Origin of the sequence: Hymenobacter lucidus (assembly GCF_020447265.1) — a bacterium.
GTDB lineage: Bacteria > Bacteroidota > Bacteroidia > Cytophagales > Hymenobacteraceae > Hymenobacter > Hymenobacter lucidus.
Genome location: NZ_JAJADR010000001.1, coordinates 517,002 through 543,189, shown reverse-complemented (window position 1 = coordinate 543,189; position 26,188 = coordinate 517,002). Strand labels below are relative to the sequence as shown.

Genomic DNA, 26,188 nt, shown 5'->3' with positions numbered 1-26,188 from the left:
AGATAGTCGTTCAACGATTGAACCACCCCTAGCCCCTCCTTGAAAAAAGGAGGGGAACTAGCTTTGTAGCTTCTTAGCACTAATCCTACTTCTCCGCGTCGAAGGGAATGTCGTACTTCTCCAGGCGGCGGTAGAGTGCACCGCGGCTCAGGCCCAGGGCTTTGGCCACGCGGCTTACGTTACCGGCATAAAACTCCATCGACTTGCGGATCATCTGCACCTCTACTTCTTCCAGCGTCATCGAGCCCACGGGCGGCAGCTCGCCGGGGGCGGCAGCTTTTACAGGGGCCTTAGTAAACTGGGCCTGAAAATCCTCGGGGCCCAGTTCATCCTTGCCCGAGACGAGCACGGCGCGCTCCACCAGGTTTTTTAGCTCCCGGATGTTGCCCGCCAGCGGCAGCTCGTGGAGCCAGTGTAGAGCCTTGGTACCTACTTTCAGGGAAGGGCGGTTGTAGGTGGTACGCAGGTTGTTCACGAAGTGGTTTACCAGCAGCGGAATGTCGTCGGGCCGCTCGCGCAGAGCGGGCAGGCGCACGGTTATCAGGTTGATGCGGTAGTAAAGGTCTTCCCGGAAGCGTCCCTCGCGCACCATCTCGGCCAGGTTGCGGTTGGTGGCACAAATTACCCGGATATCGAGGCTGCGGGCCCGGCTGTCGCCGAGTACTTCGTAGGTGCGGTCCTGCAGTACGCGCAGCAGCTTCACTTGGCTGCCCATATCCAGCTCCCCGATTTCGTCGAGAAAGATGGTGCCCTTATTGGCCAACTCAAAGCGGCCCACCCGGTCGGTCTTGGCGTCGGTAAAGGCCCCGCGGCGGTGCCCAAACATCTCACTTTCGAACAAGGAGGCCGAAATACCGCCCAGATTTACCTTCACGAAGGGCTTGTCGCGGCGGTGACTGTTGTGGTGAATGGCCTCGGCAATGAGTTCCTTGCCCGTACCGCTCTCCCCTTCTATTAGTACGGAGGCATCGGTGGCGGCCACCTGCCCTACGTTGCGCAATACGTGCAACAGCTGGGCGTCGGCCCCGATGATGTTGCGAAAATTGAACTGCCGGTCCAGGTCGCGGCGACTCAGCACTGCGCCGGCCGCAGCAGGGCGCTCCTGCAGGCTCAAAATGGTGCGGATAGTCTGGAGCAGGGAGTCGTTGTTCCAGGGCTTGGTCACGAACTCGGCGGCCCCGGCCTTGATACCTTCCACGGCCAGCGTGATAGAGCCCCAACCGGTTATCAGGATGACGGGAACCTGGGGCGCTACTGCTTTTACCTGGCCCAGCAGCTGCAAACCATCATTGCCGGAGGTATCCAGCGAGTAGTTCATGTCCATGAGAATGAGGGCCGGCGGCGTGGCACGCACCACCTGCAGAGCATCTTCCGGGGTAGCCACGCCCTTGGTGGGGTAGCCCGCCTGCTTCAGCAGCAGCCCCAGGGAAGCCCGGACGGCCAGATCATCGTCAATTATCAGAATCATAGGTGGCTGCGAAGGACGGAAAAGCTAGAGAGAAAAGAGCGGTGGCAGCGGATAAAATAAACCAGGGCTAACCAGGCAGCGGCCGGGGCAGGAAGCTGGGTGTAAAAAATGAAAAAATATTTTCTTTACACCCATACCCGCGGGGGCGCCCTGGGTGTTAAAAATCAAAAAAAAATTCTTTTACACCCGGAGCATGGCCCTACTCTTCCCGCAGCGACACGGCCGGCTGAATGGCGGCAGCAATGCGGCTGGGCTGCAGGGCACAAATGGCTGTGAGCACGAAGATGAGCACCGTAGCCAGCACCATGGCCGCGCCATATACCTGCGGAGCCAGCCCAAACACGCCCAGCAGCGGGAACTGCACCGCTAGGGCGAGCCCGCCAATAACGCCTAGCGTCGTCACAACCAGCATTTCGCCCAGAAACTGCCCGCTGATGCCGTTGCCGGTGGCACCCAGCGCCCGGCGCAGCCCAATTTCGGATTTGCGCTGGTTGATGTTGAACCACAGCACCCCAAACAGGCCCAGAGCCACGTTGATAATGAGGAACAGCGCCACCAAACCCAAGGCCACCAGCGGGGTGAGCATGAACTTCATCTTGTCGTGGCGGTTTTCTTCCAGCGTATTCACGTTGGCGTTCCAGCCCTTGGTTACGCGGTTGATTTTCTTGACCAGCTGCTGCTCCAGCACCGCGCCACTGCCCTCGGCCACGCGCACCAGCAGCATGGGGTATTCGCGCGAGTCAATTTTGGTCGACTGCAGCACGCGCCGGTGAAAGATGGCCGGCTCGTTGGCGGCAAAGTCGCTGCCGGAGCGGTAGGCATCTATCACGCCCACCACCTGCCAGGTGTCGGGCTGCTTCGGATCAGTCAGGATTTTGCCCACCGGCGACTCCTCGCCGAACATTGCCTCGGCAAACTTCTGGTTGACGACCACCGGCTGGTGGGCCACGCCGTCGTCGCGGCGGTCGAACCAGCGGCCGGCTACCAGATTGAACTTGAGCACCCGCATCATATCGTCATCGGCGTCGTAGCGCTCGGTGAGCGGGGCCTGCTTGTCTTTGTAGTGGTACTGGTCGGTGTTCATGTTGCTGAACGAAAAGGGCGTGTTGTGGCTAGTGTGCGTCACGGCCACCACGCCGGGCGTGGCCTGTAGCTCCTGTATCAGCAGACGCAGGGTGCCTTTGCGGTCGGTGGTGTCCTGGTTGGGCGTCACATCGAACTCCCACACGTTGGCCGACTCAAAGCCCATGGGCTGGCGGTAGTTGTAGTAGTTGCTCACCAGCAGCACGCTCACCACAAAGAGCACGAAAAACGAGAGCAGAATTTCGGCGATGAGCAAAAAGTTGGACCGTTTCCGGTTCCAGATTAGGGTGAATATGTGGCGTATCATGGGTGTTGGCTTATGTATTATGTCAGATCTGAGCTCCGCCTTACTGCTTACTTGCTGCCGCCTTTCAGAGCCTGCACCGGCTGCAGGCGCGACATTTTGAAGGCGGGATACACGCCCGATAGCACGCCGAAAAACAGCGTCACGAGCAGGGCCCAGAGGAAGATGCGCCAGTTCAGCTCGAAGTGGGCGTAGGCCAGAATCTGGGCCCCGCCGATGAGCTGCAGGGCCACGTAGGCCATGAGCAGACCCAGCAGGCCGCCGATGGTGGTCAGGAAGATATTCTCGACCAGAAACTGCCCGATGAGCGTGCCGCCGGTGGCCCCAAAGGCCTTGCGCACCCCGATTTCGGAGGAGCGCTCCATGATGCGGCTCACGTTAATGTTGACCAGATTCAGGGCCGGCAGCAGCATAAAGAGCAGCGCAATGCCCGACAGAATAGCGAAGAGGATAGCCGTGCCATCGGAGCCGTAATCGGTGAGCGGACTCATGATCTGGCGCGAGTAGGAAGCCAGCAGCTGGTCGGCGTGCAGGTCGATGTGGTCCATGGCTTTGGGGTCGGGCATGGGCACGCGCTTTATCACCTGGTCGAATTCGGCCTGCACGGCGGGTATGTCGCCCGGGGTTTTGGCCAGAATGATGGCTGAGTAGTCGCCATCGAGCTTCACCCGGCGCAGGTCGTCGGGGCTCGTTGTAATGGGCAGCCACACGTCGGCGTAGGAACTAACGCGCATTACCGGCACGTCGTTGACCACGCCCATTACCCGAAACTTCGTCTGGTTGATTTCAATCATCTGGCCCACTACGCCCTTTTCGGTGCCGAAATATTTGCGGGCCGTGGTGCGGTTGATGATGGCCACCCGGGCAGCGGCCTTCACATCGGCCTCGCCGAAGGGTTTGCCATCCTGAAACGTGAAGTCGAGCACCTGCCAAAAGGCCTCGTCGGTGTATTTCACGTCGAGGTCGAGGCGGCTGTTGCCCACGTAGCTGGGCGTAGCGTGGAAGTTGGAATAGATGGCCACTTTCTCCGGAGTGCGCAGGGTGCGCACGTACTTATCGAGCAGATAGTAGCTGGGGGGCGTGTTCTGGTTGCCGCCATCCTTGTACTTGATGTGCAGAAAGTTGGAAAACAGCATCCGGTTCAGGCGCGTTTCAGGCGCGTGGGCACCCACGGTGTGGTCGAACATAGCCACCACTACCAGCAGCACCATGAGCGTAAAGCTGATGCCGAAGAGGCTGATGAAGGTGAAGAACTTGCGGCGCAGGAGCACCTTCCAGGCGATTTTGAGGTAGCTAAGCAGCATAAGACTGGGCTTGAAAAGAGGAATGGTGGAGCACGGCCAGCTGGCGCTGCAGCGCGGCCCGGGCCTTGCTGAGCTGCGACTTGGACGTGCCTTCCGAAATACCGAGCAGGGCGGCTATTTCGGGGTGGTTGTAGCCTTCCACGGCGTAGAGATTGAACACGGTGCGGTAGCCGGCGGGCAGCTCCTGAATCAGGCGCAGCAAATCGGCCGTATCCAGGTTGCTTTCGGCGGTGGCGGCCATAAAGGCTACCCCATCGTGGCACTCGTCGATGTCGACGTGCATCGGCTGCTTGCGGCGCAGCTGGCCCAGCGCCTCGTTGATCATGATGCGGCGCACCCAGCCCCGAAAGCTGCCCTCACTGCGGTACTGTTCCAGGGCCCGAAACACCTTCACGAACCCCAGCACCAGGGCTTCTTCGGCGTCTTCGGTCTGACGCAGGTAGCGCAGGCACACGGCCAGCATAGCCGGGGCCAGGCGCTCATACAGCACTTTCTGGGCCCGGGGGTTGCCCCGGCGGCACTCGGCCACAAGGTCGGTTTCCGAAAGCTGAGACAAGGGAGAAAGCAGAGTAGCCATGATGCGGAGGAAAAGAATGCGGGAAAAATTCTGAGTTGCGCCGGATGAATCAGCTAACCTGGCTGCCGTCGAAGAAGCGGATGACGCGCTCCGTTTTCTGGGCCTGCTGCTCGTCGTGGGTTACCATCACGATGGTCACGCCGTCGTTGCGGTTGAGGCCCAGCAGCAGGTCCATAATTTCCTCGCCCATCACCGAGTCGAGGTTGCCGGTGGGCTCATCGGCCAGAATCAGCTCGGGGTTGCCGGCCAGGGCCCGGGCAATGGCCACGCGCTGGCGCTGCCCGCCCGAAAGCTGGCTGGGGAAGTGGTTGGTGCGGGCACTCAGGCCTACTTTGTCGAGGGCGGCGTGGGCGCGCTGCCGCCGCTCCTTGCCGCTTACGCTGCTGCGGTAGAGCAGCGGCAGCTCCACGTTGTCGAGCACCGAGAGGTCATTTATCAGGTGGTAGCTCTGGAACACGAACCCGATTTTCTGGTTGCGCAGGCCGGCCAGCTCCTTGTCGGAGTAGGATGTGACGGGGCGGCCCGCAATTTCGACCAATCCCGACGACGGCTCATCGAGCAAACCCATAATGCTGAGCAGCGTGGATTTGCCGCAGCCCGAAGGCCCCATGATGGACACGAACTCGCCCTTGTTGATGGTCAGGTTCACGCGGTTCAGCGCTACGGTTTCGATGGTTTTGGTTTGGTACACCTTCTCGATGTCGGCCAGGCGAATCATGGCCGTGGCGGGGGCCGTAGCCACCCCGATTTCGGCCGAGGCAACTGATGAGCTTTGCGCGGTAGTGGAGGTCATGGGTAGAGCAGTTAGAGGGTCGAAGGAACTTCCTGGCAGATAAGGCCCGCTGTCCGTGTCCGTTTTTGCGCCGGAAGTCAGCAGGTTCTGTTATAGGTAGCCAAGCGCTGTGCCAACTTTTTAAAGTTCTTATTATCAATTATTTACATTATATTTCCGAAAATAGAGCCTTGGAAATATTGTCCAAAAACGGACACGGTGTTCGGTTCCGGAAGTCGGGCTGTGCGGTTTTGAACGACACCTGCCCAATCCGGCCCATGGCCCGCCACACAAGCAAAAAGCCGGACCATGGGCCCGGCTTTGCAGTGGAGGAGAACTGGCGAAACCGTTGTGGGTGCCGCCTACAGAGGCAGAGAGCTAGTTGCAGTGGCCCGGCCCGGTTATGCCGTTGTTATAGTTGTCGAGGGTCGTGGTCAGGGCGCTGGTATCGGCGGGCTTCAGAGAGCCGGTGAACAAGTTGAGCCCGCCAATCTTGGCGTCGGCCTGCGCAATGGCGGTGCCGAGGGCGGTGGGGCTGCTGCCGTTGGCCACGTTCAGCTTGGCAGCAATAAGCTGGTGCGCCAGCGAAATCAGGCCGTTGCCTTTCACGGGCGTACCCAGAATGGTGAGCAGCTGGGCTTTATCGTAGGTGGTTGTACCAATTTGCAGGCTGTTCACCGGCCAACTTTCCGGGTGGTTTTTCCAGTAGCCCTGGGTGTAGGTGCACTGGCTGCGGCAAAAGGCCAGGTTGTCGATGCCAATAGAGCCGTTGATATTTACCTTGATGAAGCCCACGCCCGGGGTACTGCCCAGGTTCAGGGTAGCCACACCATTGGAGCCGGTATTCACAAATGGCACGGTCGAAAGCAGGGTGCCGCCCGACGAAGGCGCGGCCGTCCACAGCTCCACGCTGCCCCCCTCCGACTCTCCAGCGGGCGGCGCCAGCGTTTCGGCGTCAATGATAGTCAGACTGGTAGCCGTGACAGGACCCACGGCGCTGAAGTCGAAAGTAACGTAGCCGCGGCCGTCATCGTCGTTGGGCTGCCCCCAGATAAAATCCTGAATAACGAGGATGTTGCCCAGGGCTACTTTATTGGTCAGTACCCCGCCAGCGCCCTGCCCGTAGCCACCGTAGGCAGCATTTGGTGTGCCCAGGTCAAGGTCTTCGGCCGTGCCCAGGAATGGGTCGAAACCGCCATACGACGAGCTGCCGGGGCCGGGAGGCGTGGTGCTCGACGACTCGAACACAATGGCCGCTACCGGCTGGCTGGGGTAGTTGGCGTTGTAGCTCGTCATGGCAATCGGGCCCACGTTGTTGTGGCTGTTCACCGTGGTCAGCAGCCCGCCGAAGCCGGTGAAGCCGCCGTACTGCTCGAAGTCGATGACGTCGCAGCCGGGGGCTACCACCGGGCTACTCACCGCTAGATTTGTCCCACTTGGCTTGCTGGCGGGTGCGAGGTCCGTTTTCTGGCAGCTTGCCACCAGCAATGAGGCAATAGCCAGTGCGCCTAATACATTGTGTTTCATAAGGTGTGGATTATGAGGGTGGAAAAACGCAGGCCCTAGGAGTGGTTGAGCTTGCCAGCAACAAGATGTGTAAGCGGCGGAAGTGCTTATTGAATATAAATAAATTATAAATATAAATTAGAATTATACCTAAAAACAATTATCCAACGTGCTATCCCTGATGAAAGGCACCAAAACAGCCATGCACCTACCGGTATAGAGCGGCTGTTGGGGCCGAAGCGGTGGTTTTTATTCCTCCCAATTATCCTTACCTTATAAGTACCAAGCACTTCCCAACCAAACCCCACCACTATGCCCACTACTGCTACCAGCGTCCGCGACGAAATCCGGCGGGCCAACGACTCATTTGAAGCTAGCTTCGAGCGGGGTGATGCCGCCGCCATTGCCAGCCTCTACACCAATGCCGGCGTGCTACTGCCCACCGGCATGGAGCCCATCGAAGGTGCGGCCGGCATTGAGGCCTTCTGGCAGGGCGCCATGCAAATGGGCGTGAAACAGGTAGCGCTCAAAACCCGCGACATCGAGGAGCTGGAAGACACAGCCATTGAGCTGGGCACCTACACCCTTTTTGATGGCAATCATCAGCAGATAGACCAGGGCAAATACCTGGTAGTGTGGAAAGAGCAGCAGGGCCACTGGAAGCTGCACCAGGATATCTGGAACACCAACCTGCCCGCCCAAAACGCGGCGTAAGCGTTGAGCGGCCCGTCCTTGCGAGCAGCGCGAAGCAATCCGTCCTCTGCGCAGTACGTAATGACCTTTTACCAGAAAGCCCTTTCCTACATCAGCAGGAAAGGGCTTTTCATTAAAGGCTGCTCAGCACACTTCAGAGGACGGATTGCTTCGCGCTGCTCGCAAGGACAGGACGAAAACTCACCCCCTCCTACTTCACCGCCAGCAACGATTCCTGCCGCTCAAAATCGTAGAGAGTGAGGGCGCGCAGGCGGTAGTGGGCCACCCAGCAGGCACGTAGCGCGGCAATGTAGGCCCGCCGCGACTGGTCTTTCTCGGCCAGCGCAATGTTCAGATCCGTCAGGCTGATGCGGCCCACTTGGTAAGTGGCGCGGGCAATGTCGTAGCGGCGCTGGGCCAACGAATCGGCCTGGGCCGACAGCTCCAGCTGCTCGCGCAGGCTGCTGAGCTGGGCGGCCTGCGTGATGACGCTTTGCTCGAAGGTGTTCTGCTCCTGGGCCACGTTCTGCTGCACCTGCTGGCGGTTCAGCTCGGCGGTTTTGATAATGGATTTCTGCCGGCCCCAGTCCACTATCGGCATCGAAAAGGCTAGGCTTAGCTGCTGCTGGTTTTGCAGGCCGTTGTAGGCCACCCAGAAATCGGGGGCGCTGTTCACGTAACCCAGACTGCCCAGCAGCGTGGCCTGCAGGCCGGTGGTGCCTTTGGCCTGGGCCACGGCGCTTTCGGCTTCGAGCAGACGGCGGCGAAAAGCCACGGTTTCGCGGCGGTTCTGGCGCGCCTGGGTTAGGGCCTGGTTGGTATCCACGGTGAGGCGGGCCGTAGCTTCGGGAATGGTCAGCAGTAGGGCCTCCGTGGGCTGACCGGTGTAGCTCTGCAGGCTCACGGCGGCATTCTGGGCATCGAGGCGAGCCTGGCCGAGGGCTTTGCGCGAGTTGAGTAGGTTCAGCTCCAGCAGCAGCAGGTCGCTTTGAGAAAGGCGGCCCAGCTGAAACCGCTCCTTGCCCAAGCGTAGCAGTTCCTCGTTGGCCGTCACGTTCTGGCGGGCCACGTCGGCATTCACCTGCTGCAGCAGCACGTCGAAATACAGCTCCGTGATGCGCTGGGCAATGGTTTCGCGCTCTTCCACGTACTGCCGTCCCGATTCCTCGTAGCGCAGCGGCTCTATTTTGCGGGCCCAACGCAGGCTGTTGTAGCGCCCGATGGGCTGGGTGATGCCGATGCCGAAGGGCTGGCTGCTGTAGGTGCGCTCCTTGCTGTTGTAGTTGTCCACGCGCTGCAGCGTGGAGCTGACATATACTTGCCCACCGGTGGCGCCCAGGTTCTGCGACAGTGTCAGGCCCACATTAGCATTGTTGTTGCGCACGGGCCGGAAGCTGCGGGTGCCATCGGGCTGCTCCACCAGTCTGATTTCCTGAGTGTAGTTAGGCACCATACCCTGCACGGCCAGCTGCGGCCGGTAGTTCGACTGATAGGTGCGGTATTGCCAATAGCTGGTTTCGCGGGTAGTCACGGCCTGTCGGGCAATGGCCGACTGGGCCAGCGCCAGCTCAATTACCTGCGGCAGGCTTAGGGTCGTTTTGTTTTGGGCAAGAGCAGGCAAACTCAGCCCTAGCAGACCACCCAGCAGAAATTTGCGGAGAGAAACAGTCGTTTTCATAGCGCGGTTTCTTACTTCTTGATGACGAGGGAAGGGGTATCGGCGTACTGTTTTAGCTCGCTGAGCACTATTTCGTCGCCGGGCTGCAGGCCGCTGAGCACCTGCACGTAGTCGAAGTTGCTGTCGCCGAAGCGCACGGTGCGCTGCTCGGCCTTACCATCTTTCACCACGAACACAGCCTGCTCCTTACCCCCTTGGTAAAAGGGCCCGTTTTTGACCCGCACTACCCCGTGGTGGGCTTTGGTGACGACAAACAGGTCAGCGCGCAGGTTGGAGCGTAGCACTGGGTGGTGGTCTTCGGCCAGTTTGGCGTAAAAAGTCACCACGCCTTTGTCCACGGCCGGGCTTACCGTTGTGATGGTGCCGCGCAGGTCGGTATTGTTCACGCGCACCACTACCGCGTCGCCCAGGTGCAAGGCATCGGCGTAGGCGTCGGAAATGGTGGCCCGCACCCGGAAGCTGCTCAGGTCGGCCACACGGGCCAGCGCGTCGCCCTGGTTTACGGTGCTGCCGATGTCCTCATTCACCCAGGTAAGCACGCCGGGCTGCTGGCTGCTGATATTGGCCTGGGCCAGCTTTCCGGCCAGCTCCGTAATGCTGCGGTCCTGAATCTGCATCGTGAAGCCCAGCTCGCGCACGTCGGCGGCGTTGGCGGCGCGCTGGTTCCGGATTTGCTCGTTGAGGCGCTGCAATTCCAGCTGGGCCACTTTCAGGTTCAGCTCGGCCTGCCGTACGCTCTCGGCCGTGCCGCCGCCAATCTTGAGCAAGTACTGCTCGTCGCGTAAGGTCGACTGCAGGCTGCGGACTTTCACCTGCTGCACCTTTTCCTGCGACTCCAGATCGTTGAGGGCCTTTTCGAGGGTGAGCTGGAGCTGGCCGTTCTTGTTGCGGTTCTGCTGCTGCTCGTCCTGCAGCTTGGCCAGGGCCGTGCTGGTCAGCTCCCGGTCCAGCTCCACGATGGTCTGGCCGGGTTGCACCTTCTCTCCTACCTGCAAGGCAACCCGCCGAATGGTGCTCTGGATAGGGCTGGTAATAACGGCCTCGTGCCCGGGAATAATCAGGCCCGAAGCGGTGAGGGAAGCTTCCACATCCCCGGTTTCAACGGTGGCCGTCAGGATCTGGTCGCGGCTGATGCTGGGCTGCAGCACCGAGCGAAAGGCAAGCAAGCCGGCTACGACCAGCCCGAGCACGGCGGCAGCAGTAAACCAGCGGCGGCGCTGGCGGCGAGTATGGGTGGCGGAAGAAATGGCTCTGTCCATTTTCGTGCAGGAAGGTGGTGGTTTCCTGTACTAGTAGCCAAGAGCTATGCCATTCGCATAAGTTATTGATATATAGTTTTTTGCAGTATAAAATACAGCAATTACTCATCGGGAACTATGTCCGAAAATGGACAGGCTGTTCGGAACCGGAAAGCCCAATGTTCGATACTGGTTCACGGCTCTATTGATTCAAACCACTGGTTCAGGCACCACCGCCAGCAGTGAGATGCCACGCCGATAATGGCATAAAAAAACGCCGCCCGCCGTGCAGAGCACAGCGGGCGGCGGGCCGGTAAACAGGTAAGTGCAGCAAGGAGGCGGGCGTTACGAGCCGTCGGCCAACCGTGCGCCTTACAGGGTCAGTTAGCCTTTGCGGCGCAACCGGCGCAGGCCCAGGGCCACACCACCGGCCAGCAGCAGGCTGGCGCCCCCATCAATCGGGACGGCCGTAGCCCCAGGCTTAGGTCCGCCATTGCCGGGGCCCTGCGCCAGTGTGGGTAAGTGGCTCATACCCACAAACAGTGCGCAGAAAGTAGCGGAGCGAATTAGCAGCTTGATCATACTATTGAGTTCTAGTCTTTTCTCTGATGAGTTATTTTATTGCAGCACCAGCTTGCGGGTCAGGATACCCGCAGCGCTGCGCACCTGCAGCGTGTAGACGCCCGCCGCCAAGCCGGCTACCGGCACCGTAGTACGCAGCTCCCGGCCGGCTACTGCCGCCGTGTGCTGCCATACGCGCTGGCCTACACTGTTTACCAGCGTCAGTTCGGCGGTGGTGCCGGCTACGCCGCTGGCCGCTACCGTTACCGGAGCCTTCGAGGCAGGGTTGGGGTAGAGTTGCAGCTCGCCAGCCCAGGTGTTGTTTTTACCGCTCGACAAAGGCCGGGCTTCGTGCAGGTGCAGCACAAAGCGTGAGGTGCTCAGGCCCTGGCCAAGCTGCACGCTGTAAGCACCCTGCTGTAGGTTGTGCCAGGTGCCGGTCAGCTTGTCTTCCAGCCACACGGGCTCGGTAGCGGCAAAGTTCAGCAGCTGCGTGGGAGCAAACGTGTACGTACCAGCCACGGCAGCATTCACGCTCAAGGTTACGCTACGCGGGCTATTGCCGGCGGGCAAGCCCTGAATAGCCAGATAGTCGGAGCCTGCCTGCTGGTAGATGGTGGGCTGGTCGCCACCGTTGAACTGCACTTTCAGGGCGTCAAAGTCCTTGTCGAAGCCCAAGCTGGCCCCGGCTTCCTCATACACGTAAAAGTCATCCTGACCGGCTGCGTCGGTAGTGCCCTGGCGCTGCAGCGTGAGCTGGAGCAGGGGGCGCGTCTCGGTTTTGGCGGGCCGGGCGTAGGTAGGATCAGTAAAGGTGGTTTCGCGCGAGGCATTGGTGAAGGCGACAGTACCCGAGGCGCCAACCGCGCTTACACGCACAAAAAATGCCTGACCCATTGGTATAATGTTGGTACCCACGCCATTGACATAAGCCGTGTAGCCACCATCATACTGGCCCGTGGAGCGGTATACGTAAGCAGCGGCGTCCACATTGTTGAGGCCTACGCGGTTCCAGTCGATGGGCGACGGATAGGGGTTGCCAATCAGCTGCCAGCCCGATTCGCCAGCTATACGGTAGGTCAGACCAGTTCTGGTGACATTACCCGTAGTAAGGTTTGTGCCCGTCAGCTCAAAGAAGTTACCGGCCGGCTCGTTGATAGTCAGGCCGAAGGCAGGGTTCAGGGTTGCGTTTGCGCTCGGCGAGCTCCAACCTTGGTTGAAGCCGATAGGACCAGCCACGTTGCCCACGCGGTTCTGCTCGTAAGAGAAAACAGTGGGGAAAGGCGTAACCAAACTCGGCTCGGCAGCAGAGTTATAGTTCGTGTTGGTCTGGATTGGCCCGGGGTTCTGGGCTCCGGGCAGAATTGGGAAGACGTTCAACGTGTTGAGCGTGCCTCCGCTGACGGCCGGCGCAAAGTGCCGGTAGCCGAAACCCGTGTTGCTGGCCACATCGATGTAGCGCTGCACAATGGCCGAGCCACTAACCACGCCGCCGTTGTTGACTACCATGCCGGTGCCCACGTTGTTCGACAGAATCAGGAACTGCTGGCCGGTAGTGGTTAGGTTGCCGTTGAGCGTCAGCAGGCGCTGAATTTCCACGCGGCCACCTAGCGAGGCGCCCGAAGTGCCCACCGTCAGGTTGCGGAACTGCGTGGTGCTGCTCCCGCCTACCGTTTGAGCCACGGCACCCGACAGGGCCACAGTAGCATTACCGGCCGCGTTGAACGTGCCGTTGTTGACCAAATTACCCGTTACCGTCAGCGTGCCGCCGTCGGCAATGCTGAGCGTGGCACCGCCGTTTACCGTTACTAGGCCAGCCGTGGCGGTTGTAGTGCTCACCACCGGATAGCGCGACAGGCCAGCGGGAATAGTGGCATTGTCGGCGGCCGTGGGCACCACGCCTCCCGACCAGTTGGAGCCCACGTTCCAGGCAGTGGAAGTAGCGCCCGTCCAGGTGTAGGTGTTGGCTACCGAGGTGCGGTAGGTTACGGCCTGCATGCTGCCATTGGCCCCACCTACGGTGTAAATGTCGGTACCCAGCGTCAGGGACTTGGTTTCGCTTAACTGAATTGGCAGGCTGGTGCCCGTGCTCCAGGTGTTGGTACCGGGATTGTACACATACACCGTGCTGAAGTAGTTGGGGTTGTTGTTGATGTAGTTGTCTTTGCCCCCAACAACGTAAATGTTGCCATCGGCTCCGAGCGCAGCACCGGCCTGGTTTACGCCCACCGGCAGCGGCGCCAGCGTTGTCCAGGTATTAGTAGTCGGGTTGTAGGCTACGTGCGAAGTAATGGCCGATGCACCGGACGTGCTAGAACCATTGCCACCAATGATGTGCATAATGCCATTGGCATCTTTCACCGCAGCGTGGCCGTGCCGCCCCACCGGCATACTGGCACCGGTGGTCCAGGTATTGGTAGCGGGGGTATAAATCTGGGTTTGCGAATCATCCAGCACCGACGATGCGTTGAAGCCGCCGAATACGTAGATTCTGCCATCGGCACCCGTTGCGGCAGCGGCCAGCCATTGCGCCGCAGGAATGGAGGCAATAGGAGCCCACACGTTGGTGTTGGGATTGTAGCGGTAGCTGCCGCTGGTGTGGCCACCGATATTCACGCCGCTGAAGCTGTAGATAAGGCCGTCGGTGCCCACCGTGGCGCACATTCCCCGCGCTTCCTGTGGGTAAGCGGCGCCCGCGCTCCAGCTGTTGGTAGCCGGATTATAGATTTCGAGGGTATTGTAGAGAGAGGTGATGTTACCACCCTGTGGACCGAGGTAGCCGGCCCACACGTATATTTTGCCGCCCACAGTAGCTGCTGCGTGCTGGCCCCGCGCCAGACTCATGCTGGCCATCGTCGTCCAGGGAGCCGTAATGCGGGCCTGGTCCAGCTGCCCGCCGGAGGTAGAGGCGGCACTGGGCCGGCCTTGTGAGCGAGGACCCATATCAGGGTAGTACTGCCCGGGAATACGTTGGCGAACAGGGGCTTGCTGCGCAAACACGGACTCTGTAGCCGGCACGACCAGCAAAGCCAGTGTTAGAGCTGGTAGAAAGTTTCTCATGTGCTAGGGTGTGGGGAAAACTAATAGGTAAAAGACTATAAAGGCAGTGCAGTTCGAATATCTCGAAATTGAATTTTTCAAACCTTAATACAATAATATTAGGTTATTACTGAAAGTCAATCACCCAATAGTATAGAAATATTTAAGACTTATGCGCTTGGGGCAATTAAGCTTGTTTGCGCGGTAAATTTTTAGGCAAATATCACTTTAATCCAGGCTGGATGGACTCTTGCAACTGGTCAGAAAGGTAGTCGACAGTGGTAACCCTGGCAAGGCAAAAAAAGCAATATTTTTCAGCAGCAATAATCTGTTTTCCAGTCAGTTGATAGCTCATGCTAACTTCCGGCTGCTGCTTTGAGGCGGCGGCGACAGGTGCGGCGGCTCACTTTGCTCATTTTCTTCAACCTTTGTGCCCGGCTCCCGGCTGTTGCCCGCGGCCCGGCGGCTACTGTGGCGCCGGAGCCGTACTATAGCGGTGAGTTTCTGCCCTCTTGCCCAACTTTTACCTTCTGCTATGCCCAGCGCCCCGGAAAACGCCCCCCTCTCCAGCCTTTATTCGTCTACGCTCAGCCTTGTCACCGACCTCTATCAGCTCACGATGAGCTACGGCTACTGGAAACAGGGCATGCAGGATCGGGAAGCCGTTTTTCACCTGTATTTCCGCAAGCCACCTTTCGGCGGCGGCTATGCCGTGTGCGCCGGCCTGGCCTATGCCGCCGACTGGCTAAACAACCTGCGCTTTTCGCCCGAAGACCTGACCTACCTCGCCAGCCTGCGCGGGGCTAAGGGCGGACCGCTGTTTCCGGCGGAGTTCCTGACCTATCTCGGAGAGCTTAAGTTTACCTGCGACGTAGATGCCATTGCCGAGGGCACCGTGGTGTTTGCCAACGAGCCGCTTATGCGCATCAAAGGGCCGCTGCTGCAGGCCCAGCTGCTGGAAACGGCCCTGCTCACGCTCGTCAACTTCCAGACGCTGATTGCCACTAAGGCGGCCCGCATCCGGGAAGTAGCCGGCGACGACCAGGTGTTTGAGTTCGGTCTACGCCGGGCCCAGGGCTTCGACGGCGGCCTGGGCGCCAGCCGCGCTGCCTATCTGGGCGGCGTCGATGGTACGTCCAACGTGCTGGCCGGGCAACAGTTTGGCATTCCGGTGCGCGGCACCCACGCCCACAGCTGGGTGATGTCGTTCGGCAACGAAGAAGAAGCTTTTGAAGCCTATGCCGCCGCCTTTCCCGACGACTCGGTGTTTCTCGTCGATACCTACGACACGCTGGAAGGCGTGCGGCGAGCCATCAGCGTGGCGCGGCGCATGCGCGAAAAGGGCCACGAGCTGGGCGGCATCCGCCTCGACTCAGGCGACTTAGCCTACCTCAGCCGCGAGGCCCGGGCCTTGCTCAACGAGGCCGGCTTCCCCAATACGCGCATCGTGGCCAGCAATGACCTCGACGAAAACCTCATTACCAGCCTCAAGCAGCAAGGGGCCCGCATCGACACCTGGGGCATTGGCACCAAGCTCGTCACGGCCTACGACCAGCCGGCCCTGGGCGGCGTGTATAAGCTGGCTGCCCTGCGCAAAGCCGACGACTCGGGCTGGGAATACACGGTGAAAATATCGGAGCAACTGGCCAAAACCAGCATTCCGGGTATCCTGCAGGTGCGGCGCTACGAAACCGAGAAGGGCCAGCCCCGCGCCGATATGCTCTACAACTCGGCCGAGCCCCTGCCCCAGGACCTGACCATCGTGGACCCCGTGGATCCTACGCGCCGCCGGCCCATCCGCAGCACCCAGTTCCGGGAATTGCTGGAGCCCGTGTTCCGGACCGGCGAGCTGGTGGCCGCGCTGCCCACGCTGCAGCAGAGCCGCGCCCACGCCCAGCGCGAAGTAGCCAGCCTCGACCCCAGCATCCGGCGCTTCCTCAACCCGCACGTGTACCCCGTGGGCCTGGAGGAAAGCCTGAACACCTTCCGCACCAACCTGATTCTGGAGAAACGGCCCCAGCGGCCGGCGTAGGGGTAGCTTACATCAAGCTGGGCCAACCGGCCATATTGCTTCTGGTTTCGTAGGAAAGCGCTGTTAGGTGCGGGAAGTCTTCTTCTTTGGTTTTACGCGTGTAGGCTTGGGCTGCTAAGTTTAGTAAGCTTTCGAACTCCATTCCTACCGGCCATTTGGAGGGGTCATTTACTACAGATTCATAAAACACTGGCCCATTGACCAGTACGCTGCATCTGTCGTATAGAAAAGCGTCGCCTGATATATGGTTGGTATCCTCGCCCGGATAGCAGGCCGCAGCGTACTGTTCGCCATCCAGTTGGTAAAGCTTCTCGGTCAGTATATCCTCAAATGCAAAGATGTCTTCTACTGGTAAAGTCGCCAACCGTTTCTCGGCCGGCAGCATTACTGCGTCATCATCACCGGTTTTCTTCCAGTTAAACAAGTCTAGTATCTCCCAAAACAAACCCTCACTCATGGGCCGATACGGAACTGGCATTTTCTCTGGAATCGATTCATTTGCCTGTACTGCCCGATAACCTTTGCGCTGCTTTTCCCGGATCAGCTTGGCAGCCTCCGCAGCGCATGCTACCGCAGTAGCAAATTCTTTGTGGGCTTCTCTACCTTGAGTTCCAATCTTGCCAAAGGTTGTAGTGTAGGCTGTATTGTCAATTTCGATAGTCCAAAACTTGTTGGACTCACCTTCCTGATTGATGAAATACTGTTTCACAAATGCATTTTTATAAGAATATTTCTCACCCGCCGAACTTCTTCCAGAGCCGCGGCAGCAGCTTGGGCAACTGATTATCGGTCCAGTCTTCGCCCTTCGTGACGGAGCCCGAGCCGTAGTCGAGGCCGCGGGCGGCGGCCAGGGCCCGGGGGAAGGTGTCATCCTCTGCCGTCTTGCCGGTGCGCTCCGAGAAGGCAATGGTAGCCACGTAGAGCAGCTGCTCAAAGTCCTGGTAGGGCTCCTCCACTACCTGGGCCAGGCTGTCGGCCTGCTGCAGAGCGGCGCGAAACACAGCCTCGCCCTGCGCCACCAGCCAGCAGCGGAAGTACAGGTAAGGGTCGTCGGACACGTAGCCGTCGATGATTTTCTGGGCGGCCATGATCCGGAAATCATCCGCCTCGATGACGTACTGCCGCATCAGACACTCGAAGTCGATAATGGAATCGGGCTCCTGCTCGGCCAGCCGGGCAATAAGTAGCTGCTCCTGCCGCGCCTGGTTGCCAGCGGCGGCTTGCTTGGTGGCCTCTATGAGCTGCCAAAATTCCTTCGTATCCATTGCGGGAAGTCGTACGCGACGTAAGTGGTTTGGAGCGGCGAAATACGGCAAAACTCTGCACACCGCCGGCCAAAGCCTGTACCATCCGGCTCTGCTCCCACCGCTACTTTTGCGCAGCATTCGTTGTTATACCAGCACCCTATCCCGCCGCTACGTCAGCGGCGGCCTAACCAACTACTTGCCATGTCAATCCTGAAATTCAAAACCAGCATCAACTGCGCCAACTGCCTGCGCGCCGTCACGCCCTTCCTCGACGCCGAAGCCAGCGTCGAAAAGTGGAGCGTAGATACCAGCAACCCCGACAAAATCCTCACCGTGGAAGGCGCTAACCCCATCCCCGAGCTGATCATGAAGTCGGTAGCCCAGGCCGGGTTCGATATTGAGCCCCTGGCCGCCTAAGCAGCTTTGTGTCATTGCGAGGTACGCGAAGCAATCCGTCCTCTGAAATGTGCCGCGCTTCCTAAAGTGAAAAGCCCTTTACTCCGCCGGGAATAAAGGGCTTTCTGGTAGAAGGGCGTTTGTCACTAGCAGAGGACGGATTGACGCCGCTTGATGCGCGGAATGTCGTGCCTCCTCGCAAGGACACGTTTATTCGAGCCGCCTCGCCACAGCAGCTTCTACTCGTAGCTCAGCTCACCCGCAGCCACCGTCAGCCGCACGCCCGGCTCGGTGGTGATGCGGCCCGCTACCTGTGCCTGGTAGCCGTTGCCGCGCAGATTTTCGGCTACGGCTTCGGCCTGGGCTTCGTCGGTTACGAGCAGCATGCCGTTGCCCATATTCCAGTAGAGGTAGGCTTCCGTGGGCGTAATGCCGGCCAGCTCGGCCAGCTGCTGCATGGCGGGCAGAGGCTCAAACAGGTTGGTCAGCTTGGCCCCCACGCCGGTTTTGAGCACGCGCTTGAAGTTGTCGGCAATGCCGCCGCCGGTGATGTGGGCGGCCGCGTGCAGCGGCAGGCCCGCATCGAGCACCGCGCCCACGCCGGGCGCGAAGATCAGCGAAGGCGCCAGCATTACGTCGCCCCAGGTATTGCCCATCTCGGCGGCATCGGGGCCGGTGTAGGGCGCCGTGTGCCAGGCTTCGCCGAAGGCCTTGGTGAGGGCACGGCGGGCCAGGGAGTAGCCATTAGAGCGGAACGAAGGTGAGCGAAGCGCCACTACCGCCTGCCCGGCCCGCACGTTGGCCCCACTCAAAGGCCGCTCCAGACTGGGGTGCAGCACGCCCACGGCCGTCGAGCACCAGTTGAAGTTCATGCGGGCCCCGGGGTAGCCGCCGATGCGGTTGCCGAGCTCAGCAATTTCGCCGCCCGTCACGGCAATCTGGCTGAACTGCGCCGCGTCGTGCAGGCCGCGCATCAGCTCGTCCACCACCTCGTAGTTGAGCGTATTCACATCAATGATGTTCGACAGGTTGGTCGGGATGAAGCCGGCCACTATCAGGTCGTCGGCCACCATAGCAATCAGGTCGTAGCCCAGCGTGTCGTAGCGGTCGGTACGCTCGGCCACTTCAATCTTGGTGCCGATACCATCGGAGCCGATGCCCAGCCGCTCGGCCCCGAAGCGGATTTCGTTGGAGAAGCCCCCGGCCAGGTCCTGCGCCGGCTCGCCGGGCTTGCCGGCCCGGGTCGAGAAGGTTTTCTGCGCCCAGTGGTACGCATTTTTGGAGGCGGCATTGCCTTCTTCGATGGAGTAGCCGGCGGTTTGTTTGAGGTTGGTTTCGGCTGAAGTCTGGCTCATGGCAGAGGGCAAGTTGTAGTAAGCGTCTGTTATCCGGAACTCGACTCTGGATAACAAGCAATTGGGGTTAGTGCTCGGTCGGCTCGGGGGCTTTGGCGCTGACGGAGGGAATGACTTCGCCGCGGTTTTTCTTGGCTTTGTCGCGGTGGCTGGCGCGCTCCTCCTGGATGTGGCCCAGGTATTTGGTTACGTCGCCGGTGGGGTACTTGCCCGTGAAGCAGGCGAAGCAGCTGCCGCCGTGGCCGCGCTCCTCGGCAAAGAGCTCCTCCAGATCTTCGATGGACTGGTAGATAACCCGGTCGGCCCCGATAAACCGGCAGATTTCCTCCTCGGTGTGGTTGGCCGCAATCAGGTCGGTGCTCATGGCCATATCGATGCCGTAGATGCAGGGACTCACGATGGGCGGGGCGCTGGAAATGAAGTAGACCTCGGCCGCGCCGGCCTCCCGCAGAATCTGCACGATGCGCCGGGAAGTGGTGCCGCGCACGATACTGTCGTCGACGACGGCCACCTTCTTGCCTTCCACAAACTCGCGGATCGGGTTGAGCTTTTTCTTGACGATGTCCTCGCGGCCAGCTTGGCTGCTCACAATGAAGGAGCGGCCCATGTGGTTGTTTTTGACCAGCGCCCGGCGGTAGGGCACGCCAATGGCCTCGGCCAGCCCGGAAGCCGAAAAGTAGCCCGACGAAGGCACGTCAATCACCATATCGGGCTGAATACCCGACTCGATAACCCGGCGGGCCAGCATTTTGCCCAGCCGCACCCGCTCCCGGGCCACCAGCCGCCCGTGGATGTTGGAGTCTTCGCGGGCGAAGTAGATATGCTCGAACACGCAGAACGCCTTGGGCAGCTGCTGCTGGTTCTTGTAGTGCACCTTGAAATCCTTGTCGATAAACACGGCTTGCCCCGGCCCTACGTTCTCGATAAACTCAAAGCCCAGGTAATCGAAGCAGGTGCTTTCGGAGGCAAAGGCGTAGATGGGACCCCGCTCGGTGTCGCGGCGGCCCAGCACCAGCGGCCGGATGCCCAGCGGGTCGTTGAAGGCCAGCAGGCCGTAGCCGGCAATGATGGTGATGGTGGCATACGCGCCCTTCACCAGCTCCTGGGTGGTTTCCACGGCGTCGAAGATGTCGACCACCGAAATCCGGTCGAGGTCTTTGAGGCGCAGCTCCGAGGCGAAGGTGTACATAATCAGCTCCAGGTCGTTGCTGGTTTTGGGCAGCACGTGGTACTTCTCGTGCAGGCGCTTGGCCACCTGGCGGAAGTTGATAACGTTGCCGTTGTGCACCATCGAGAGGCCGAAAGGGTAGCTCGTGGTGAAGGGCTGGGCCAGCTCGGAGTCGCCGGAGCCCTGGGTGGTGTAGCGGGCGTGGCCGATGCCGATGTTGCCCTTGAGCTTCTTAAGTTGCTTGGGCTTGAAGACGTCGGAAATCAGGCCGTTGCCCTTGCAGAGGTGAAAGTTGTCGTCGAAGGTGGCAATACCGGCCGCGTCCTGCCCGCGGTGCTGCAACGCGGTAAGGCCAAACACGATGTCGTGGGCAACATCATCAGGACCGTAAAAACCTACTATTCCGCACATGGCAGTTTCAAAAAGTCAGTTGCCAGCCGCTAGGCCAGCTTCCGGGGTGGTGGGTGAATCGGGTGCTGCCAAAGCAGCGTCGGGTACAGTTAGCTTGCCCTGAATCAGGCCGGCCAATGTGGCTGCGTACAGCTGGTGCTCCACGGCCAGGCCGCGACGCTCTACTTCCTGCAGGGTAGCGGCGCCACGCAAATCCACGGGCTGCTGGGCCAGCACGGGGCCGGTATCGAGGCCCTCATCCACCAAGTGCACGGTAATTTTGGTTTCCGGCAGCTGGTTGTCGAAGGCCCATTCGTAGGCGTGCAGGCCCTGGTGCTGGTGGGTGTCGGCGGGGTGAATGTTGAGGATGCGCCCGGCAAAGGCGCGAATAAACGTGGGCGACAGAATGCGCATGTAGCCGGCCAACACGATATAGTCGGGCCGGTAGCGGTTCAGAACTTCCACCACGTCGGCGTCAAACTCCTGGCGCTTGCGGCCCTGGCTGCCAAGGCTGGCCGTGGCGCAGCCCAGAGCGGCGGCCGTTTCCAGACCGGGCGCATCGGGCTTGTTGCTGAACACCACGGCCACCTCGGCCAGTTCCTGCAGTACCCCGCCTTGTACGGCCTGCACCAGGGCTACCATGTTGGAGCCTCGGCCCGACAGCAGAATGGCCAGGCGCGCTTTGGAAAAATGTTGGTTACCAGGTGCCTTCAAGAACGGGGGCCGGCCGCTGGCCGATATCGGTACGCAGATACACATCCTGAAACTTCACCCGCGCGGCTTCGCGGTACACGTGGGCCACGGCGTCTTCCAGTTCCAGGGCGTGGCCTACCAGCACCAGCACCCGACCACCGCTGGTTACCAGCTGCCCATCCTGCTGCCTGGTAGCTCCGTGGAAAGCCAGAATGCTGGGGTGCAGCTCGTCGAGGCCGGTGATGGGAAAGCCGGTGGGAAAGTCGGCGGCGGGGTAGCCGCCCGAGGCCAGCACCACGCCCACGTAGAAGCCGGGCCGGTGGCGCACCACGGTTTGTTGCAGCTTACCGTCCAAGGCCGCCTCGATAAGTTCGAGCAGGCTGCTTTCCATGGCGGGCAGCAGCACCTCAGCTTCCGGGTCGCCGAGGCGCACGTTGTATTCGAGCAGCTTGGGGCCCTGGGACGTGAGCATAATGCCGAAGTAAAGGAAGCCCCGGAAGTCGAACTGCTCCCCCTGCAGGCCGCGCAGCGTGGGGTCCACGATGCTGGTGCGGATGGCGGCCATAACGTTGTCTTCGGCGAAGGTGACGGGCGTGTAGGCACCCATGCCGCCGGTATTGGGCCCCTGGTCGCCGGCCAGCAGCTGCTTGTGGTCCTGCGACGAAGCCAGCAGCCGCACCCGGTTGCCATCGGTAATGCCGATGATGCTGATTTCCGGGCCGGTCAGTTTTTCTTCGAGCAGGAAGCTAAACCAGCCGCTGTGCTGCTGCTGCAAATCATCTAGCGCGGCCTGGGCTTCGGCTACCGACGAGCACACGTACACGCCCTTGCCGGCGGCCAGCCCGTCGTATTTCACCACCACCTGCCCGTCCAGCTCGGTGGCTTTGGCGCGGGCCTGGTCGAGCTTGTCACTGCGGTATTGCCACGACATAGCTGTAGCCACGCCGTGCCGCCGCATGAAGTCCTTGCTCCACACTTTCGAGCTTTCCAGCACCGCCCCGGCCCGCGAAGGACCAAACACCCGGATATCGGAGCCGGCAAAGTAATCGACTACGCCGGCGGCCAGCGGCGCCTCGGGACCTACCACAATCAGCTTTACGCCGTGCGTCTGGCAGAAGCTTTGAATGGCGGGGAAGTCGGTGGCGCTGATGTCGGGGTGGCTGTTGGGGATGCCGGCGTTGCCAGGCAGTACGTGCACGGTGGCCCCGTCGCGGGTCAGCTTCCAGGCCATGGCATGTTCACGGGCCCCGCCGCCGAGGAGTACTATGGTTTTGTGGGAAGAACTAGTCATGAAATGGTAATTCGGCTGCGTCAGTAAGGATTAAATGCTTGCCGAAGCAGGCGGAATTTTCGCGGCCAATGTACTGGCCATAGTTGGCGCGGAGTTGGTAGCCGTTTTTTAGGTAAAAGCGGCAGGCTTCGGTATTGGCCACCCGGGTTTCGAGCCACAGCTCAGTGTAGCCGGCTTTGGCAGCTTCGGCCTCAAGCTGCTGCAAAACCGCTTCACCGATGCCCTGGCGGGAATACTTAGCAAACATGCGCTTCACCTCCCCTACTCCACCGCTCAACGGCCGCACCGCGCCGCAGCCCACCGCCTCGCCGTCGCCCTGCCGGGCCAGCACGAAAACGTAGCGCGGGTCGTCGTCCAGCCACTCCGTAAACGAAGCCCGCCCGTCGCTGCCGAAGCGCGTGCCCAGCTGCTCCGACAAGGCGTCGAGCAAAGGCTGTGCTCCCGCCGCCTGGGGCGAGGAAACTTCGAGCTGTAAGGTGGCGGCAGTTAGCATTAGGCAGAAGAATGCAGCTTAGCTAATATCGGTGATGGAAGCTATTAGCCCGTTGGCAAACTCGAAAACCGACTTGCCCTGCAAGTGCAGCGGGTCACCGGCTTTCAGGCCATTGGGAAAGTCCATAGCGGCCACGGCCGAGTAGTCGAGCAGCACTTCCACGCGGTTGTCGGCTATTTGCCAATCCGTGACGCGCTGCTCCCGTTGCGAGAAGTACTGCAGCGCCTGCTCGGCCTGCTGGCGGAAGCTGTCCTTGCCCGTCAGGGTCAGGTCGACTTCGCCGTTGGTAATGTTGCAGAATACAACCTGCTCGTGCAACTGCCGGAGCATGCCGGCTACATCGAAGCCGTTGTAGGCTTCGATGTAGCTTTCCACGAGTTGCTTTTGCTGAGCAGCGTCCATTGATTTGGTTGGTTACAGTACCCGCAGCTCGGCGTCGGCGGCGCGTAGCTTGGCTTTGGTTTGCTTGATTTCGCGGCTCAGCTGCTCGCGCAGGCGGGGCAGGTTCAGGGCCCGCACTGCCGCCTGGGCGGCGTTGTCGGGGCGTACTACCGTGAGGTTGGGTGTGGCCGAGGGCATAATCACCGACGAGTTCAGGTTTACGGCCAGCTCGGCGAAATCCTTCCACGGTGGGCAGCTAATCACGGGCACGTTCACGTTGGCGGCCAGGGCTCCACCGAGGCCGTTGGAGAGGCCAGCCACGGCAATGATGACGCCGGGCTCTACCGAGTTGTTCCACACCTCGGCCATACCCGTAATTTCCTCGCCGTTCTTGTGGGCCGAAGTCACGCGCAACTGGGTGAAGATATTGTAGCCCTCGAAGAACGAGCGGATTTTCTGGCAGTGCTCCTTATCGGCGGGTGAGCCCATCACGATGTTTACCCAGGCGTCCTTCATGATGCCAGCCCGCACGAGGTTACCCACGAGGCGGGTCCGCACGTCGCCGCCGGTGGTGGTTTCGTTGCCGGTGGGCAGCGGGGCGCCGGTGATACGCTCGTAGATGTCGAGGTAGCGGCGGCTGGCTTCCTGGGAAACTTCGGGCGTGAGGGCGCGGGGGTACTGGCCATCCTGCTTGTTGGCAATCAGCCACTGGCGCACGTACTCCTTGTCCATCTGCTCCACGGCCTCGGGGTTCTTGGCGTAATCCTCGGCGCTCCAGAACCGCGACGAGTCGGGTGTGTGGATTTCGTCAATCAGAATCAGCTCCCCATCCAGCAGGCCAAACTCGTACTTGGTATCAACCAGGATAATGCCACGCTCAGCCATCCACGCCGAGGCGAAGTTGAACAGCTCCAGCGACTTCACCCGCATCTTCTCGTACAGGTCAGCGGCTACCCAGCCTTCCGACACCAGGTTTTCCGGTGTGATTTCGCGGTCCGACTCCTCTTTGGTGGTCGGCGTCACGATGGGCTCGGGAAACTGCTGGTGCTTCACCAGGCCATCCGTCACGGTTACGCCCGAGAAGGTGCGCTGGCCTTTCTGGTAGCCGCGCAGCATCGAGCCGGTAATGTAGTTGCGCACAATCATTTCCACCCGAATCGGCTCAGCTTCTTTGGCCAGCGTCACGTTGGGGTCGAGCAGGCTGATAACGTGGTTGGGAATGATGTGCTGGGTTTTATCGAACCAGAAAGCTGCCAGCCCGTTGAGCACCGCGCCTTTGTGGGCCACGGGCGTTTCCAGCACCGAGTCGAAGGCCGACAGACGGTCGGTAACAACGATGAGCCGCTCGCCGGAAGGGGCGCGGTACGAGTCGCGGACTTTGCCGCGGTGCAGGAGTTCGAGCTGGGGAGTAGCGAAGTGGTTGAGCGTGTTCATAGAATGGAGTAGTCACCGGCCGGGCCGGCGGATTGCGGTGGTATCTTAGGATGAAAACTGGCTGGTTGCGGGTTGGGCTACGGCGGCTGGGCGCTGACTCTGCACGTGTTCCACGATATTGCGGAACAGTTTAAGCCCGTCGCCTTCCTCACTCAGATTCGGGTTTTGGCGCTTGCGCCGGGCCCAGTCGGGGTGGTTGTAGAGCGAGAGAAACGCCTCGGGGTGGGGCATCAGGCCGAATACCTGCCCGGTCGTGTCGGTCAGGCCGGCGCAGTTCAGGTCGGCCCCGTTGGGGTTGTGCGGGTACACGTCGGTGGGCGAGCCGTCGAAGTCGGTGTAGGCCAGGCAGTTCAGGCCACGGTTTTCGATTTCGGCCAGAATTTCTTCGCCTTTAATGATCAGGCGGCCTTCGCCGTGGCGCACGGGCACTTCCAGCGTGTCGATGCCCTTGAGGAAAGGCGAATTGGATTCGGGGTTGACCTTCAGGCGCACCCACCGGTCTTCGTAGCGGCCCGAGGCGTTGTGCGTCAGCGTCACTTCCGGCGTCACGGTGCCGCTCAGGTCGGGCAGCAGGCCCAGCTTCACCAGCACCTGGAAGCCGTTGCAGATGCCCATCACGAACTTGCCGTGAGCCACGAACTCCTTGATATCATCAAGCAAGGTGCGGCCCGCGGCATTTTTGCGGTAGCGCAGCTTGTTGGCCAGCACCACGCCCGAGCCCAAATCGTCGCCGAAGCTAAAGCCGCCGGGAAAGTTCAGGATGTCGAAGTCGTGGATGCTGACGTGGCCGTGCAGCACCTGGTTGAGGTGCACGATGGTGGCTTCGGCCCCGGCCAGGCGGTAGGCCGCGGCAAATTCCTCCTCGCAGTTGATACCGAAGCCGGTCAGAATCAGGGCCTGGACTGGTTTCGTCTGCTCACTTGCACTGCTTTGCAGCGGCTCGGTGCTTTCGTGGCCCCCGTCTACGCTCTTGTAGCCGGGCAGCTTGATGTTGCCTTCCCGGTCCACAACTTCGTAGCCAGGGTCTTCGTGCTGGGGCCGGGGCGGCGTGTTCAAATCCGGCAGATTTGGTTTCTCTTCCATCT

The 26,188-nt window shown here is 60.5% G+C and carries 23 protein-coding genes; 3 read left to right on the top strand and 20 right to left on the bottom strand.

From position 1 onward, the window contains the following. Positions 1 to 85: 85 nt before the first annotated feature. The 6 genes from LGH74_RS02295 to LGH74_RS02270 form a co-directional block, all read right to left on the bottom strand. Positions 86 to 1,468 carry a sigma-54-dependent transcriptional regulator gene (locus LGH74_RS02295; RefSeq protein ID WP_226171318.1) on the bottom strand — a complete coding sequence of 461 codons (1,383 nt, stop codon included), beginning with the start codon at positions 1,466 to 1,468 and terminating at the stop codon, positions 86 to 88. Between the two features lie 199 nt (positions 1,469 to 1,667). Beyond that, complete coding sequence (locus tag LGH74_RS02290; RefSeq protein ID WP_226171316.1) at positions 1,668 to 2,858, bottom strand: ABC transporter permease; 1,191 nt, start codon at positions 2,856 to 2,858, stop codon at positions 1,668 to 1,670. A gap of 47 nt (positions 2,859 to 2,905) precedes the next feature. Then, entirely contained in the window at positions 2,906 to 4,159 is a 1,254-nt protein-coding gene (locus LGH74_RS02285; protein WP_226171314.1) for an ABC transporter permease, read from the bottom strand. Continuing rightward, on the bottom strand, positions 4,149 to 4,736 hold the full coding sequence (locus tag LGH74_RS02280; RefSeq protein ID WP_226171303.1) for an RNA polymerase sigma factor: 588 nt from the start codon (positions 4,734 to 4,736) through the stop codon (positions 4,149 to 4,151). Before LGH74_RS02280 ends, LGH74_RS02285 begins: the two co-directional genes overlap by 11 nt. Before the next feature lie 49 nt (positions 4,737 to 4,785). Further along, positions 4,786 to 5,454: an ABC transporter ATP-binding protein gene (locus tag LGH74_RS02275; RefSeq protein ID WP_226173726.1), complete on the bottom strand. Its 669-nt coding sequence runs from the start codon at positions 5,452 to 5,454 to the stop codon at positions 4,786 to 4,788. Between the two features lie 432 nt (positions 5,455 to 5,886). Next, a complete protein-coding gene (locus LGH74_RS02270; protein WP_226171301.1) occupies positions 5,887 to 7,035 on the bottom strand; it encodes a hypothetical protein in 1,149 nt (382 codons plus the stop codon). A gap of 291 nt (positions 7,036 to 7,326) precedes the next feature. Between LGH74_RS02270 and LGH74_RS02265 the strand changes: the two genes are divergently transcribed. Beyond that, positions 7,327 to 7,728: a YybH family protein gene (locus tag LGH74_RS02265; RefSeq protein ID WP_226171296.1), complete on the top strand. Its 402-nt coding sequence runs from the start codon at positions 7,327 to 7,329 to the stop codon at positions 7,726 to 7,728. 190 nt (positions 7,729 to 7,918) lie between these two features. Here LGH74_RS02265 and LGH74_RS02260 read toward each other — a convergent pair whose 3' ends face one another. The 4 genes from LGH74_RS02260 to LGH74_RS02245 all read right to left on the bottom strand — a co-directional run bounded on the left by LGH74_RS02260 (position 7,919) and on the right by LGH74_RS02245 (position 14,127). Beyond that, positions 7,919 to 9,385: a TolC family protein gene (locus tag LGH74_RS02260; protein ID WP_226171294.1), complete on the bottom strand. Its 1,467-nt coding sequence runs from the start codon at positions 9,383 to 9,385 to the stop codon at positions 7,919 to 7,921. 11 nt (positions 9,386 to 9,396) lie between these two features. Continuing rightward, a complete protein-coding gene (locus LGH74_RS02255) occupies positions 9,397 to 10,644 on the bottom strand; it encodes an efflux RND transporter periplasmic adaptor subunit (RefSeq protein ID WP_226171290.1) in 1,248 nt (415 codons plus the stop codon). Positions 10,645 to 11,007: 363 nt separating this feature from the next. Next, positions 11,008 to 11,205 (bottom strand): PID-CTERM protein-sorting domain-containing protein, encoded by a 198-nt coding sequence (locus LGH74_RS02250; RefSeq protein ID WP_226171280.1) that lies wholly within the window; start codon positions 11,203 to 11,205, stop codon positions 11,008 to 11,010. Between the two features lie 36 nt (positions 11,206 to 11,241). After that, complete coding sequence (locus tag LGH74_RS02245; RefSeq protein ID WP_226171277.1) at positions 11,242 to 14,127, bottom strand: DUF8693 domain-containing protein; 2,886 nt, start codon at positions 14,125 to 14,127, stop codon at positions 11,242 to 11,244. Between the two features lie 631 nt (positions 14,128 to 14,758). On the opposite strand from LGH74_RS02245, the gene LGH74_RS02240 reads away from it, so the two are divergent. Continuing rightward, on the top strand, positions 14,759 to 16,255 hold the full coding sequence (locus LGH74_RS02240) for a nicotinate phosphoribosyltransferase (protein WP_226171274.1): 1,497 nt from the start codon (positions 14,759 to 14,761) through the stop codon (positions 16,253 to 16,255). 7 nt (positions 16,256 to 16,262) lie between these two features. On the opposite strand, the gene LGH74_RS25040 is transcribed toward LGH74_RS02240, so the two are convergent. Together LGH74_RS25040 and LGH74_RS02230 are read right to left on the bottom strand one after the other, a co-directional pair. Beyond that, on the bottom strand, positions 16,263 to 16,964 hold the full coding sequence (locus tag LGH74_RS25040) for a DUF4240 domain-containing protein (RefSeq protein WP_226171272.1): 702 nt from the start codon (positions 16,962 to 16,964) through the stop codon (positions 16,263 to 16,265). Positions 16,965 to 16,989: 25 nt separating this feature from the next. Further along, positions 16,990 to 17,520 carry a DUF4240 domain-containing protein gene (locus LGH74_RS02230; RefSeq protein ID WP_226171269.1) on the bottom strand — a complete coding sequence of 177 codons (531 nt, stop codon included), beginning with the start codon at positions 17,518 to 17,520 and terminating at the stop codon, positions 16,990 to 16,992. A gap of 183 nt (positions 17,521 to 17,703) precedes the next feature. On the opposite strand from LGH74_RS02230, the gene LGH74_RS02225 reads away from it, so the two are divergent. After that, positions 17,704 to 17,919: a heavy-metal-associated domain-containing protein gene (locus LGH74_RS02225; RefSeq protein ID WP_226171266.1), complete on the top strand. Its 216-nt coding sequence runs from the start codon at positions 17,704 to 17,706 to the stop codon at positions 17,917 to 17,919. Between the two features lie 218 nt (positions 17,920 to 18,137). Here the strand turns inward: LGH74_RS02225 and LGH74_RS02220 are convergent, their stop codons facing one another. The 8 genes from LGH74_RS02220 to LGH74_RS02185 form a co-directional block, all read right to left on the bottom strand. Continuing rightward, positions 18,138 to 19,253 carry an AIR synthase-related protein gene (locus tag LGH74_RS02220; RefSeq protein WP_226171257.1) on the bottom strand — a complete coding sequence of 372 codons (1,116 nt, stop codon included), beginning with the start codon at positions 19,251 to 19,253 and terminating at the stop codon, positions 18,138 to 18,140. A gap of 67 nt (positions 19,254 to 19,320) precedes the next feature. Next, on the bottom strand, positions 19,321 to 20,832 hold the full coding sequence (purF, locus tag LGH74_RS02215) for an amidophosphoribosyltransferase (RefSeq protein ID WP_226171254.1): 1,512 nt from the start codon (positions 20,830 to 20,832) through the stop codon (positions 19,321 to 19,323). Between the two features lie 15 nt (positions 20,833 to 20,847). Next, entirely contained in the window at positions 20,848 to 21,525 is a 678-nt protein-coding gene (gene purN, locus LGH74_RS02210) for a phosphoribosylglycinamide formyltransferase (RefSeq protein ID WP_226171251.1), read from the bottom strand. Next, positions 21,509 to 22,795, bottom strand: a complete 1,287-nt coding sequence (gene purD, locus LGH74_RS02205; protein WP_226171248.1) for a phosphoribosylamine--glycine ligase — start codon at positions 22,793 to 22,795, stop codon at positions 21,509 to 21,511. The genes purN and purD overlap by 17 nt, the downstream gene beginning before the upstream one ends. Next, a complete protein-coding gene (locus LGH74_RS02200) occupies positions 22,788 to 23,288 on the bottom strand; it encodes a GNAT family N-acetyltransferase (RefSeq protein WP_226171246.1) in 501 nt (166 codons plus the stop codon). The genes purD and LGH74_RS02200 overlap by 8 nt, the downstream gene beginning before the upstream one ends. An 18-nt stretch (positions 23,289 to 23,306) precedes the next feature. Then, complete coding sequence (locus LGH74_RS02195) at positions 23,307 to 23,690, bottom strand: nuclear transport factor 2 family protein (protein WP_226171244.1); 384 nt, start codon at positions 23,688 to 23,690, stop codon at positions 23,307 to 23,309. Between the two features lie 12 nt (positions 23,691 to 23,702). Then, complete coding sequence (locus tag LGH74_RS02190; RefSeq protein ID WP_226171241.1) at positions 23,703 to 25,103, bottom strand: phosphoribosylaminoimidazolesuccinocarboxamide synthase; 1,401 nt, start codon at positions 25,101 to 25,103, stop codon at positions 23,703 to 23,705. A 45-nt stretch (positions 25,104 to 25,148) separates the two neighbouring features. Further along, positions 25,149 to 26,186 carry a phosphoribosylformylglycinamidine synthase subunit PurQ gene (locus LGH74_RS02185; protein ID WP_226171239.1) on the bottom strand — a complete coding sequence of 346 codons (1,038 nt, stop codon included), beginning with the start codon at positions 26,184 to 26,186 and terminating at the stop codon, positions 25,149 to 25,151. Positions 26,187 to 26,188 lie beyond the last annotated feature (2 nt).

Bases quoted from the DNA above. Each gene is read 5' to 3' on its own strand.
- LGH74_RS02290 (WP_226171316.1), bottom strand. From the start codon at position 2,858: ATGATACGCCACATATTCACCCTAATCTGGAACCGGAAACGGTCCAAC.
- LGH74_RS02220 (WP_226171257.1), bottom strand. From the start codon at position 19,253: ATGAGCCAGACTTCAGCCGAAACCAACCTCAAACAAACCGCCGGCTAC.
- LGH74_RS02265 (WP_226171296.1), top strand. From the start codon at position 7,327: ATGCCCACTACTGCTACCAGCGTCCGCGACGAAATCCGGCGGGCCAAC.
- LGH74_RS02230 (WP_226171269.1), bottom strand. From the start codon at position 17,520: ATGGATACGAAGGAATTTTGGCAGCTCATAGAGGCCACCAAGCAAGCC.
- purD (WP_226171248.1), bottom strand. From the start codon at position 22,795: ATGACTAGTTCTTCCCACAAAACCATAGTACTCCTCGGCGGCGGGGCC.
- LGH74_RS02250 (WP_226171280.1), bottom strand. From the start codon at position 11,205: ATGATCAAGCTGCTAATTCGCTCCGCTACTTTCTGCGCACTGTTTGTG.
- LGH74_RS02245 (WP_226171277.1), bottom strand. From the start codon at position 14,127: ATGGGTCCTCGCTCACAAGGCCGGCCCAGTGCCGCCTCTACCTCCGGC.
- LGH74_RS02285 (WP_226171314.1), bottom strand. From the start codon at position 4,159: ATGCTGCTTAGCTACCTCAAAATCGCCTGGAAGGTGCTCCTGCGCCGC.
- LGH74_RS02295 (WP_226171318.1), bottom strand. From the start codon at position 1,468: ATGATTCTGATAATTGACGATGATCTGGCCGTCCGGGCTTCCCTGGGG.
- LGH74_RS02200 (WP_226171246.1), bottom strand. From the start codon at position 23,288: ATGCTAACTGCCGCCACCTTACAGCTCGAAGTTTCCTCGCCCCAGGCG.
- LGH74_RS02280 (WP_226171303.1), bottom strand. From the start codon at position 4,736: ATGGCTACTCTGCTTTCTCCCTTGTCTCAGCTTTCGGAAACCGACCTT.
- LGH74_RS02270 (WP_226171301.1), bottom strand. From the start codon at position 7,035: ATGAAACACAATGTATTAGGCGCACTGGCTATTGCCTCATTGCTGGTG.
- LGH74_RS02275 (WP_226173726.1), bottom strand. From the start codon at position 5,454: ATGATTCGCCTGGCCGACATCGAGAAGGTGTACCAAACCAAAACCATC.
- LGH74_RS02195 (WP_226171244.1), bottom strand. From the start codon at position 23,690: ATGGACGCTGCTCAGCAAAAGCAACTCGTGGAAAGCTACATCGAAGCC.
- LGH74_RS02240 (WP_226171274.1), top strand. From the start codon at position 14,759: ATGCCCAGCGCCCCGGAAAACGCCCCCCTCTCCAGCCTTTATTCGTCT.
- LGH74_RS02255 (WP_226171290.1), bottom strand. From the start codon at position 10,644: ATGGACAGAGCCATTTCTTCCGCCACCCATACTCGCCGCCAGCGCCGC.
- LGH74_RS02225 (WP_226171266.1), top strand. From the start codon at position 17,704: ATGTCAATCCTGAAATTCAAAACCAGCATCAACTGCGCCAACTGCCTG.
- LGH74_RS02190 (WP_226171241.1), bottom strand. From the start codon at position 25,103: ATGAACACGCTCAACCACTTCGCTACTCCCCAGCTCGAACTCCTGCAC.
- LGH74_RS02260 (WP_226171294.1), bottom strand. From the start codon at position 9,385: ATGAAAACGACTGTTTCTCTCCGCAAATTTCTGCTGGGTGGTCTGCTA.
- purF (WP_226171254.1), bottom strand. From the start codon at position 20,832: ATGTGCGGAATAGTAGGTTTTTACGGTCCTGATGATGTTGCCCACGAC.
- LGH74_RS02185 (WP_226171239.1), bottom strand. From the start codon at position 26,186: ATGGAAGAGAAACCAAATCTGCCGGATTTGAACACGCCGCCCCGGCCC.